The organism is Scytonema hofmannii PCC 7110, assembly GCF_000346485.2.
GTDB lineage: Bacteria > Cyanobacteriota > Cyanobacteriia > Cyanobacteriales > Nostocaceae > Scytonema > Scytonema hofmannii.
In genome coordinates this window covers 9,799,286-9,811,192 of the sequence record NZ_KQ976354.1, presented here as the reverse complement: position 1 = coordinate 9,811,192, position 11,907 = coordinate 9,799,286, and the positions used below count along the sequence as shown (strand labels likewise).

Annotated in this window: 12 protein-coding genes; 3 read left to right on the top strand and 9 right to left on the bottom strand. The window is 42.0% G+C overall.

Annotation, left to right across the window (positions count from 1 at the left end; translation table 11 throughout):
- Positions 1-2: 2 nt before the first annotated feature.
- Together WA1_RS41365 and WA1_RS41360 are read left to right on the top strand one after the other, a co-directional pair.
- Entirely contained in the window at positions 3-194 is a 192-nt protein-coding gene (locus WA1_RS41365; RefSeq protein ID WP_026134588.1) for a ribbon-helix-helix domain-containing protein, read from the top strand.
- Positions 191-697 (top strand): 6-aminohexanoate hydrolase, encoded by a 507-nt coding sequence (locus WA1_RS41360; RefSeq protein WP_066613204.1) that lies wholly within the window; start codon positions 191-193, stop codon positions 695-697. The genes WA1_RS41365 and WA1_RS41360 overlap by 4 nt, the downstream gene beginning before the upstream one ends.
- Positions 698-817: 120 nt before the next feature.
- Here WA1_RS41360 and WA1_RS41355 read toward each other — a convergent pair whose 3' ends face one another.
- Both WA1_RS41355 and WA1_RS41350 read right to left on the bottom strand, forming a co-directional pair.
- Positions 818-1,639, bottom strand: a complete 822-nt coding sequence (locus tag WA1_RS41355) for an alpha/beta fold hydrolase (protein ID WP_017742912.1) — start codon at positions 1,637-1,639, stop codon at positions 818-820.
- 88 nt (positions 1,640-1,727) lie between these two features.
- Positions 1,728-2,204, bottom strand: a complete 477-nt coding sequence (locus WA1_RS41350) for an NUDIX domain-containing protein (RefSeq protein ID WP_017742911.1) — start codon at positions 2,202-2,204, stop codon at positions 1,728-1,730.
- A gap of 353 nt (positions 2,205-2,557) precedes the next feature.
- Between WA1_RS41350 and WA1_RS58390 the strand changes: the two genes are divergently transcribed.
- Positions 2,558-2,725 carry a hypothetical protein gene (locus WA1_RS58390; RefSeq protein WP_017742910.1) on the top strand — a complete coding sequence of 56 codons (168 nt, stop codon included), beginning with the start codon at positions 2,558-2,560 and terminating at the stop codon, positions 2,723-2,725.
- A gap of 116 nt (positions 2,726-2,841) precedes the next feature.
- Here the strand turns inward: WA1_RS58390 and argH are convergent, their stop codons facing one another.
- The 7 genes from argH to WA1_RS41315 all read right to left on the bottom strand — a co-directional run bounded on the left by argH (position 2,842) and on the right by WA1_RS41315 (position 11,869).
- Positions 2,842-4,236 (bottom strand): argininosuccinate lyase, encoded by a 1,395-nt coding sequence (gene argH / locus WA1_RS41345; RefSeq protein ID WP_026134586.1) that lies wholly within the window; start codon positions 4,234-4,236, stop codon positions 2,842-2,844.
- Between the two features lie 228 nt (positions 4,237-4,464).
- Positions 4,465-4,665 carry a hypothetical protein gene (locus WA1_RS41340; RefSeq protein ID WP_419183603.1) on the bottom strand — a complete coding sequence of 67 codons (201 nt, stop codon included), beginning with the start codon at positions 4,663-4,665 and terminating at the stop codon, positions 4,465-4,467.
- Positions 4,666-4,835: 170 nt separating this feature from the next.
- The gene (locus WA1_RS41335; protein ID WP_017742907.1) at positions 4,836-5,213 is read right to left on the bottom strand and encodes a 7(1) septoil knot domain-containing protein; all 378 of its coding nucleotides are present in this window, start codon (positions 5,211-5,213) and stop codon (positions 4,836-4,838) included.
- A gap of 4 nt (positions 5,214-5,217) precedes the next feature.
- A complete protein-coding gene (gene larB / locus WA1_RS41330; RefSeq protein ID WP_017742906.1) occupies positions 5,218-6,006 on the bottom strand; it encodes a nickel pincer cofactor biosynthesis protein LarB in 789 nt (262 codons plus the stop codon).
- A gap of 117 nt (positions 6,007-6,123) precedes the next feature.
- Positions 6,124-7,947 (bottom strand): ABC transporter substrate-binding protein, encoded by a 1,824-nt coding sequence (locus WA1_RS41325; protein WP_017742905.1) that lies wholly within the window; start codon positions 7,945-7,947, stop codon positions 6,124-6,126.
- Between the two features lie 277 nt (positions 7,948-8,224).
- A complete protein-coding gene (locus tag WA1_RS41320) occupies positions 8,225-10,006 on the bottom strand; it encodes an ABC transporter substrate-binding protein (RefSeq protein WP_017742904.1) in 1,782 nt (593 codons plus the stop codon).
- 93 nt (positions 10,007-10,099) lie between these two features.
- Complete coding sequence (locus WA1_RS41315) at positions 10,100-11,869, bottom strand: ABC transporter substrate-binding protein (RefSeq protein ID WP_017742903.1); 1,770 nt, start codon at positions 11,867-11,869, stop codon at positions 10,100-10,102.
- Positions 11,870-11,907 lie beyond the last annotated feature (38 nt).

Sequence of the window (11,907 nt, the reverse complement as noted above, 5' to 3'; positions counted from 1 at the left end):
AAGTGAGTAAGAAGTTCTCAGTTACCGTACCCGATTCTGTTTTTAATGACTTGGAGCGATTAGCCGAGTTACAAGGTAGACCTACTGCCAATCTGGCTGCTTTTCTAATTGAGCTGGGAGTTAGAGAAGCTAAAGAGCGCGGCGAATTACCTTACCAAACTGACACTACTCAAAAACATAGAGGTGCTGCATGACTCAGGACACCCCAAGCAGATTAGACCGAGTTGAAAACGACCTAGCAGCAGTAAGACAACTGCTAGCATCTGCGGCAACCTATGCTGAGTCAGCTAACCGAGGACTTGCTCAACTCAGTCAGAAACAAGACCGAACGCAAGCCCATCTCGACCAGTTGAGCCAGAAACAAGACCGAACGCAAGCCCATCTCGACCAGTTGAGCCAGAAGCAAGACCAAACGCAAGCCCATCTTGACCAGTTGACGACAAGGGTTGACCAACTGTCCGGTAAGGTAGACTCTTTTGTGTCTGAATCACAGCGCTTGTTCACTAAGTTAGGCACAACGATTGACCGGGTAGATGGCAGAACTGAGAGTTTAGAAGCAGTTGTGAGGAGACTTGACCGGAACTATGAGGAACAAAAATCTCAGTTTCAGGAGTTTAAGCGAACTACTGAAGCTGCTTTGTCTCGAATTGACAGACTTTTAGATTATTTGGTACGGCAACAAGGCAGAGAAGGATGAACGACTTTTATTAATTCAATACTGCTCGGTTAGCGATCGTTGAGGCGTCAGAACCCCGGTTTCTTCAAGAAACCGGAGTTCTAATTTCCGCTTAGGAGAGCAGTATTGGGGATTAATTGGTCACTGGTTACTGGTCACTGTTAAAAAATCACGAATATCTCCAGCAACAACCGCAGCGCAAGACTCAGGTAAATTATGTGCGCCGTGAGCGATCGCTTTCAACTCTGCTTGAGAAAGATACTGAGCATAAGCTCGACTCATGTCCAGAAACTCTTTTGAGTCTTTTCCACCTTCCAAAATTAAAACGGGAGCCAATATTGAGGACAATCGATCTTGCAGCAACTCTGCTTTGATTTCTGGTTCTTGACGTTGGAAGAGTAATTCACAAGCTGTGGGATAACCTAGCATTGCCTGACGTAACTTCCAATCTCGTTCAATTTGTTCATCCCAGCCAAAAATTTTCGCGATTGGGCGGAGCACTCTCAATATTTGAAACAATGTTGGTGGAAACTTAAATATACGCCGCATCTTTCGTAAACGCTTTTGTTGTCCTTCAATTGCGATACCTTCTGGTGATATTAACACCAAACCATAAACTTGTTCTGGATATTTCAAACTATAACTAGCAGCAATCCAACTTCCAAGGGAATGCCCTACCAAGTACACCCTTTCTAGTTTTAAAGCCTGCAAAAATTCAGCCAGACACTCAACATGTAAATCTATCGAATGGTGGATGTTTGGATGTTCAGATTCACCAAAGCCAAATAAATCTAGTGCGAAGCAATGAAAATTTTGCGAAAGCAATTCCATTAAGGACACCCATTGGCTGCTATCGTTCCACGAACCGTGTAGGAAAATAACAGGAGTTCCTGCACCAACTTCACGCCAGAACAAAAGCCCTTGAGAAAGCTTTCTCCGGGAGTTACGAAATAGAGAGTCCATATTGCTATTTAATATAGTCATTCACACTAGTGGAAATTATGAATGATGAATGATGAATGATGAAAAAATAATTCATAATTCATAATTTTCAAGCCAGCGTTGTCAAACCATTTAAATAGTCTTGTAATTGGCGAGTGTGATCGTGAGACATTTTCCCAGGCGGGAGGGAATTGACTGGAAAAGCTTGGATTTCCATAACTTCCAACGTATCTTGGACATCCATGTCTCCCCGTACATCTGCTTCCACAACAATACAAATCGAATGGATTCTGGGGTCACGATCTGGTGCGGAGTAAACACCCACCAAACGCCGAATTTTCACTAATTCCAATCCGGTTTCTTCTCTCAACTCCCGTCCTACTGCACTCGGAACATCTTCCCCCCAATCCACCATACCTCCCGGTAATGCCCAGAGACCATTGTCTCGTCGCCGGATTAAAACAATCCGACCATCCGGTAATATGGGAATGATACTTGTCCCCGGAACTGGATGGCGGAAGATTATGCCAAGTACAGTTTGTCCAAATCGCCATAAACTACGTGTGGACTGAACAGCCACATCCATAAAAGCAAAATTGTTCAATTTTCAAATTTTGTCTTGTAGTGTAGAGAACCTTACCACATAACACTTCTCAACAAAAATGCTGAGTTTAAATTGATACAAAAATAGCTGTGGTTTGGAGCTATATCTTAAAGGTTATCTCAGAAAACACTGATTCGACCACTACTCCCCACTCCCCACTCCCTACTCCCTATTTTCAAGTCAGTTGACGACACCTCTATAATGGGTTATTATAGATTGCTGTTTAAAATATAGATGTCGCCAATCTAGGTGAGAAGAACAAGTAAGCTCAACAGCAGATACTGCCTACATCAACCCTAGAAGCGATTTTTTGTTGTTTATTTAATGAGGTGAACATGGCTAAGCGCCGCAATCCGAAAAAAGAAAAGGCGCTACGGAACCAGGCGTATGCCCGAAAGTTTCGTAAACGGACTACAACAGGACGGATGAACAATAGAAGATTCCAGCAAAGACCGCCAAAGAGTGAAGAGGATGAGGGCGCAGCAGCTGTTGATGCTGAGTAGAAACGCTGCTCGCAATATTTGCTCTTTAAGTTATGGCGGGCGTACAAATGTACGCCCATAATTATGGCTGGTGATTGGGAATGGGGGATGAGGATAGTTTCCCACTCCCTTTGTCCCTAGTACCCAGTCTCTGAAGTTTGACTGCGGGCAAGAAGCAGTGCTTGTCTCACTTGTTCAAATCCCGTGCCACCATAGCTGTTACGAGCAGCAACAACTTGACGCGGCGATATTGCTTCATAAATATCTGCGTCAAAAGCTGGGTGAAGTTCTTTCCACTCCTCTAAGCGTAAATCTTTAAGAAGTTTACCGGCGGCAATACTGGTTTTAACAACTTTGCCTACAAGGTTATATGCTTCTCGAAAGGGTACACCTCGGGCTGCTAAATAATCTGCTACATCCGTAGCATTGGAAAAGTCTTCTGTTACTGCTTCTGCCAAGCGCTGGGTACGGAATTCCAAACCTTCCCGAAGTAAAATTGTTATTGCCTCAAGACAGGCTTTGACTGTATTGACACTATCAAATAAAGCTTCTTTATCTTCTTGCAGGTCTTTGTTGTATGCCAAGGGTAATCCCTTCATCATCACCAACATTGCTTGCAGATGACCAAAGACTCTCCCAGTTTTACCCCGGACCAATTCTGGTACGTCGGGGTTTTTCTTTTGGGGCATAATACTGGAACCAGTTGCACAGCTATCTTTGAGGGTGACAAAGCTAAATTCCTCAGATGCCCATAAAATCACCTCTTCTGAAAGACGACTGAGGTGAACCATAATTATACTAGCTGCACTGAGAAATTCAATGGCAAAATCGCGATCGCTAACTCCATCAAGGCTGTTAGCATAAATGTCATCAAACTTTAACAATTTGGCAGTGTAGTGGCGGTCTATAGGAAAAGTAGTTCCCGCCAAAGCACCGCATCCCAACGGTGAAATATTCACTCGGCGAGACACATCTCTAAGACGTTCGCGATCGCGCTGTGCCATCTGAAAGTATGCCAGTAAGTGATGGGCTAGACTTAGAGGCTGAGCGCGTTGTAGGTGAGTATAACCCGGAATCAGTGTTTCAATATGTTGTTCGGCAATATCTAGCAAAACATTTTGAAATTCGCGCAATTGATTTCTGATTTGCTCGATTTGATCTCGAAGATAAAGCCTAGTATCAGTACCCACCTGGTCATTTCGGGAACGGGCAGTGTGTAACTTTTTACCTAAATCGCCCACCATTTCCACAAGACGACGTTCAACGGCAAAATGGACATCTTCTGCCTCAATACCAGGGTTAAAGTTACCTTGTTGATATTCCTCGCGAATCTTGTCTAGAGCTTTGACAAGTTGCTCGCCTTCTTCTTGAGAAAGAATACCAGTATGAGCGAGCATCTCCGCATGAGCTTGAGACCCTGTCAAGTCATACTCTAAAAGCTGAATATCAAAATTAATACTGGCATTAAACCGAGCAATTGCGGGATGCAACGCCGATTCAAACCGTTGACTCCAAGTGTTTTGTGCAGCCATACAATTTTGGATTTTGGATTTTGGATTTTGGATTCTAGATTGCCAATTTTGAATTCTAGATTGCCAATTTTGGATTCTAGATTGCCAATTTTGGATTCTAGATTGCCAATTTTGGATTCTAGATTGCCAATTTTGGATTCTAGATTAACCTAATCCAAAATCCAAAATCCAAAATCCAAAATCCAAAATCCAAAATCCAAAATCCAAAATCCAAAATCCAAAATTAGATCAGCCGTAACTCGTTAAATTCCGAATCATATAACCAAGAGCCAATCCAATCAAGAGCGCCCAAGCTTGACCTGTATGCACAAAGTGCGTAAAAGCTTTTTGCATCTGACCGAGAAGGTTGGGGTCAGTGATAGTTTGCGCTAGCACAGTCCAGTCTAAAGACGACCACCACGTTAAATAAGATATTGAATCAGTAAACATGTCCATATATTTTAATGAAAGATGAAGGATAAAAGACAAAGGATAAAATTTTATACTTTATCCTTAAAACTTTCCTTGGTAATAACCGAAATATATAAAATTGTCCAGTGGCAAAATAATAACTCACCCCTACTCCCTACTCCCCACTCCCCACTCCCCACTCCCTCTCTTCAAGGCAAACCGGGAAAGATGTCCACCATCTTGATTTTGATGTCCGCAAATTCCTTAACGAACTTGACTTTAAAGTCGGGAAAGTCTTCAACGATTTGCCACTTGCCACAATCTTGAGGAAATTCCGTCACTTTTTGAACTTGTAAATCTGGGAAGACATTAACCTTTTCTACGGTAATATCCGGGAGATCTTTGACAATCTGTACTTTGCCGTAAAGCTTAACACCGTTATAAGTACAGGTTGTATCAATTTTACTTTCAGCAGTGACTGTGTCGTTAGTAGATATAAAAATTGTTAATAGAAAGCTTAGGGCAAATGCAGCCAATGTAATCCAACGTTTCATGTTGAGCCTCAGAATCAGTTTGCCTACCGTCATAACCTCATGACTCAGGGGATGCCAACCGCAATTTCGCGGCTGTTCGCAAAATTTGTCCCGCTAACACTGCAGCGCCAAATCCATTGTCTATATTGACAACCCCCACACCAGCAGCACAAGAGTTCAACATTGTCAATAGCGGTGCTAATCCTCCAAAACTTGCTCCATAGCCAATGCTAGTGGGAACAGCAATCACGGGACAATTTGCCAAACCTGCAACTACGCTGGGTAAAGCGCCTTCCATTCCCGCCACAACAATCAATACTGATGCTGATTCAATAACGTGACGGTTGTTTAGCAAACGGTGAATTCCAGCAACTCCTACATCCCAAAGACGCTGCACTCGAAAACCAGAAAGTTCGGCTGTGACAGCGGCTTCTTCAGCTACGGGTAAATCGGCAGTACCAGCAGAAAGAATGCCAATGATACCAGGATACTGCGGTTCAATGGTTGGGGGAGCGATAGCACAAATTCGGGCTAAGTCGTAGTAGTGCAAACCCTTGACTTTAGGTTGCAATGCAGCATAAAGAGCGGGATCGATACGGGTAGCCATCACCACTGGGTTGTTTTGGCGCATGATCTCCATAATTTGAGCAATCTGTTCGGGAGTTTTGCCCGGTCCCCAGATAACTTCAGGAAAACCCGTTCTGAGGGCGCGGTGATGGTCTATTTTGGCAAACTCGCCTACCGATTCATAAGATAAGTGTTTGAGCGATTCTAGGGCAACATCTGGGGTCACGTTACCTTGGGCGACAGATTCTAGGAGCGATCGTAAAGTTTTGTTGTTTGTCATTGGTTAGTTGTTAGTTGTTAGTTGTTAGTTGTTAGTTGTTAGTTGTTAGTTGTTAGTTGTTTGTTGTTAATTATTCTACTAACCACTAACCATGTACGGGCGCAATGCCTTGCGCCCCTACCGACTTACCTTAAGTTCATATTTATTCCACATTGTTCCTGCTTGGGAACCAACCGCAGAGTATTTAATGTTTTGAAGGCGGTTCCTCACTGCTGACAAAGACAAAGGATTGATTAAATAAATATATGGCAAATATTCTTGGGTTAAGCGTTGCGTTTCAAAGTAAATTTCTTTGCGTTTTTCTTCGTCTAACTCTTGTGCTCCTTGTTTATATAATCGACCAATTTCTGCTTCCCAATCTTCTACTTTCCAACCAATAAGGGGTTCCTGTCCTGGTTGTGGTTTTTGATTAAAAGTATGTAACCCCCCTTCTGGTAACCAAACATTAGAGCCATCATTAGGTTCAAATCCTCCACTCACAAAACCTAATAGATAGCATTCCCAGTCAAGGGAATTGGTCAGTTTATCTACAAGCGTGTTGAAAGCAATTGCATTAAAATCTACTTGAATGCCAATTGTACTCAAGTCATATTTAATTTGTGCTCCCATTGCTACGCGAGTTTTATTTTCAGCGTTTGTTATTAGTGAGAAACGGACTCGATTTCCGTCTGCATCTAATAATTGGTTTTTAGCATCATATTGAAACCCTGCTTTCAGTAGTAATTCTTTAGCTTTCTTGAGGTTGTAATCATAAACTTTCAAGCCTTTTTCTGGAGAAAGGTAGTAAGGGCTTTGTACCTCTATCGGTGAATTTTGTAAGATACCAATTCCTCGAAAAATATTATTGAGTAATGCTTCTCGGTTGATGGCATGGGTAATAGCTTGTCTAAATGCTAAAGTATTAAACCAACGAGATTTAATAGGATCGACCACAGGCTGTCCGTTTTTACGCTTACCTTTATTCAGATTGAAGGATAGAAAATTTTGAGATAATCTTGGTCCACCATTGTAGATAGTAAATTTACCTCGTTTTTCTTCTCGCTTTAGTAAAGAGAAATTTTCTGGAGAAACTTCTACTACATCTAATCCTCCAGAACGAAACTGAAGTATTATCGAATCTGTAGATTCAATAATCTGCCAAATAATCCTGTCAACATAAGGTAATTGGTTTCCTTGACTATCTTTACGCCAATAATAAGGATTGCGCCTAAATATGACACGTTGACTCGGTGCATAGCTTTCTATTTTGTAAGGACCGCTGACAATAATTTGGCTCGGATCTGTACCAGCTCCCCAAGTTGATACAAATTGCGGATTTCCATTAACATCTAGAGTTTTTAAGGATTCCGCCAAAGCGTGTTTTGGCATAATACCAATTGAATTTGTCGAGCCACCTGTGGTTGTGTAGAGAAAAGGAGCGAAAGATTCGGGAAGAGTAAATTCAACTTTGCGATCGCTAATTTTCCGTATTGTAGGAAAAGCACCACTCGAACCTATTTTCAAACTATCTTTCCAATCTGTAGGAATCTTAGGATTAAAAATTATATCTTGATAAGTGAAGAGAACATCATCGGCGGTTAGTGGTTCGCCATCTGACCATTTTAACCCCTCGCGTAGGGTAAAAACTATTTGCTTTTTATCCTCAGAAATTTCCCAAGATTCCGCTAAATCTGGCTCTATTTTGCCAGTCTCACCATTAAGAGTTGTTAGCCCTAAAGTCGTAAATAAAAAGACATGAGGATAGCCATTATTAAAGGGATAATTAAAAGTTTGGGGATCGCCAATAGTACTGGTAACCCATTGGGATACATTTCGTGCTGCTGCAGTTTTTAGATTGGTGGGGTTGCAACTCGTAAAAGCTAACTGGCAAACCAACCCTAAAATTAATATCGGAACAACAGAAAGCCAACGGCGACGACGAGGAAAGAGAGCAAAAAGCATGGAACAGATATTCTATACTTTTTGCATAATACAACTCAACTCACGGAAGAAACCCGGTTTCTTGAAGAAACCGGGTTTCTGTTAAGCGTTGGTAGCCGTTACTACTTCCAACTAAGGGATTTCCAAGAAATAAATTACCCAATCTTGTGGGACGGGCGTCCCCGCCCGTTTTCTACTAGTGACAGGCGTCCCCGCCCGTTTTCTACTAGTGACAGGCGAGACGCCTGTACCACAAGAGATATTTGAAGACTTTTTTATTTGGAAGTCCCTAACTAACCTATTTATCTGTAACTTTCAACTCATAGAGGTTCCAAAGTGCGCCACCATAGGCAGAGTATTTCACTCCTTTAACGCGATCGCGCACCGCTGTCAATGAAAGTGGTGTAAATAAGTGAATGTAGGGTACGTATTCCGCAGCGATGCGCTGAGCTTCCCAATAAATTTCTTTACGCTTGGCTTCGTCTAACTCTTGCGCCCCCTCAATATAGAGGCGACCAATTTCAGCTTCCCACGGAGCGACTTCTCGACCCTCAAGAGGTGGTTGTCCTGCTGTTGGTTTTTGATTGAACGGGTGGAATTCACCGTCGGGTGACCAGAAATTGGCACTACTGTTAGGGTCAAGACCACCGCCAGTCGTAGCACCAAACATAGCTTCCCACTCAAAGGTATTCCCTAGCTTGTCTCCGAGCGTCCCAAAGTCAATTTGTTGGAAATCCATCCGAATACCGAGTTTACCCAAATCTTGCTTCATCTGCGAACCTATTACCTCAGCGGTTCTGCTACCAGTATTTGCTAACAGTGTGAAGCGAACTCGGTTACCATCAGCATCCAACAACTGTCCTTGTGCGTTGTATTGAAATCCTGCGCCTAGTAGAAGTTGCTTTGCTTTCTCTGGATTGTAATCGTAGACTTTTAAACCTTGTTCTGGAGAAAAGTAGTAGGGGCTGCGTACCCAAGTCCCTGAGTATTGCAACTCGCCTATCCCCCGCAAAGCGTTGTTAAGCATTTTTGGGCGATCGATAGCGTAGGCTACTGCTTGTCTAAAAGCAACGTTATTAAACCAGCGAGACTTAATTGGATCGACAAGAGGTTTTCCGTTCCGACGACCTTTATTGAGATTAAAGGAAATATAAATTGAGCCAGTGTCTGGTCCACCGTTGTAGATAGTAAATTTTCCTCGCTTCTCTTCGCGCTTCAACAAAGAAAAATTCCTTGCTTGAACTGCGATAATATCCAATCCTCCAGAACGAAACTGCACCAAGTATGTGTCCGGGCTTTCCACAATTTCCCAGACCATGCGCTCAATGTTCGGCTCTTGATTTCCCCGGACAGCCCACCGCCAGTAATAGGGATTGCGTTGAAAAGTGACTCGTTGACTCGTTACGTAACTTTTCAGCATAAACGGACCGTTGGAAACAATTTTTTTTGGATCTGTACCTGTGTCCCAAGTGGACAGAAACAGGAGATTTCCATCTTTGTTTTTAGTCGTTATTGATTGGCGCAGAGAGTGTTCTGGAACGATTGGTAACCCGCCAACTGTTCTTAAAAGAGGTGCAAATGGTTCCGGAGCAGTAAATTCTACCCGGCGGTCATCTAATTTGCGAACTTTTGGTAAAGCGCGACTCTTCCCAATCAGAAGTATATCTCTGATGCTTGTAGGAATATTCTTGTTGAAGTAAACATCATTGAAGGTAAAAAGAACATCGTTTACCGTTAGTGGCTCCCCATCCGACCACTTCAATCCCTTTCGCAGGGTAAACACAATCCTTTGTCCTTCATCTTGCCAAGATTCAGCCATACCTGGTTCAAGTTGGCCAGTGACTCCGTTTTCAGTAATCAATCCCTCGTAAATAGGACTAAAAACATTGGGTGACTCATTGCTTAGTACTACGTTAAAGGTTTTCGGCTCAGCAGAAATAGAGTATAACAATTGGGGTACTTGAGCAGCTGCGGTTTTCATCTCTGCTGGGTTGCAGCTGTTAAGGGCTAAGGCGACAAAACTGAGTAAAGCAAAAATCCAACTGTGTCGAAAAATCAATTTAGAAATTTGTGAATTCATAAATTTGAGGTTTTTGGGTCACTCCTCTTCATCTAATTTAGAAAGATAATCTTAAATCTGTAGGTGCATTACGGAGATCGCGCTCCCTACATATTAATCCACAACTTTGAGGTAAGCGACATTCCACAACACATTTTCATAATACAAACTAGAGACATCAACATTTTGAACGCGATTGCGAACAGCCGCCATAACAATAGGATTGACTAGGTAAATATAAGGTAAGTATTCTTGAGTAATTTGCTGAGTTTCACCGTAGATAGCTTTGCGTTTTGCCTCATTTAATTCTCTCGCACCTTGCACGTAAAGACGACCTATTTTTTCTTCCCAATCAGTCACTACGCGATCAATAATTGGGGTTTGTCCGGGTAGGGGTTTTTGATTGAAGGGATGGAATGAACCATCAGGAGACCACATATTAAAACCGCCATGAGGTTCAATTCCTCCTGTACTTCCTCCAAACCAACATTCCCAATCAAGAGTGTTAGAAAGTTTTTCGCCAATAGTACCAAAATCAATTGGTTGGTAGTCAACTTGAATACCAATTTTGGCTAAATCCGTTTTAATCTGCGCTCCCATTGCTTCTATACGCCTGTTACCAGTTTGAGATATCATTGCGAAGCGAACACGATTACCGTCAGCATCAAACAATTGGTTATTTTTGTACTTAAACCCTGCTCCTAACAGTAATTGCTTGGATTTTTCAGGGTTGTAATCATAAACTTTCAGCCCCTCTTTAGGAGAAAGATAGTAAGGGCTTTGTACGGGAATTGGAGAATCGAGTATATCTCCCACTCCTCGTAATGTATTGCTATTCATTGTTTTCCGATCAATAGCATATGCTACTGCCTGTCGAAAAGCAACTGTATTGAACCAGCGAGACTTAATTGGATCTACAAGTGGTTTTCCTTGCCTTTTTCCTCTATTGAGATTGAAAGTCACAAACGTACTGCTTGAATCAGAACCACCGTTATAGATAGTGAAATCACCTCGCTTTTCTTCCCGTTTTAATAAAGCAAAGGTTGAAGGTCCAACAGGAAGTACATCTAATCCTCCAGAACGAAATTGAATTATGGCTGTATCTGTAGATTCGACAATTTGCCAAACAATACGTTCAATCAGAGGTAGTTGCTTCCCTTGAGCATCTTTACGCCAATAATAGGGGTTTCGACGGAACACCAAACGTTCACTAGGGGAGTAACTTTCAATGACGTAAGGACCGTTAGAGACAATTTCTTTTGGGTTGGTATCCATTCCCCAAGTAGACATAAACTTTGGCTTACCTGATGAGTCGTTTGTTTTTACCGACTCAGCCAGTTTATGTTTGGGTAAGATTGCTGCTCCTGTAGCACGAAAAAAAGGTGCAAAAGGTTCTGGTGTAGTGAATTCTACCCGACGTTCATCAAGTTTTCTTACTTTGGGAAAAAGACCTTTTTCTCCTATTTTCAGACTTTCTTGGGGATAAGCAGGAATTTTTGGGTTAAAGTAAACGTCATTGTAAGAAAAGACAACGTCATCAACTGTTAAAGGATAACCATCTGACCATTTCACTTCTTTTTTTAGGGTAAAAATAATTTGCAGTTTATCATTAGAAATTTCCCACTTTTCAGCCAATGCTGGCTCAATTTTTCCAGATTTATCTTGTGTAATTAATCCTTCGTTAATGAATGGTGCAATATTGGGAAATTCAGCAATGAGTGCATAGTTGAATGTTTTAGGTTCTGAGCCAGTATGGGCGACAATTTGGGTAACTTGAGCAGCAGCTTGAGTTTTAAAATTTGCTGAATTGCAAGATGCGATCGCTATAGTGCTAAACAGCGCTAGCAAGATGATTAACCACTTACGTAAAATAACAGGAAACATAAATTTCTATTGTATAAATATTGCGATTGTAGCCAAAC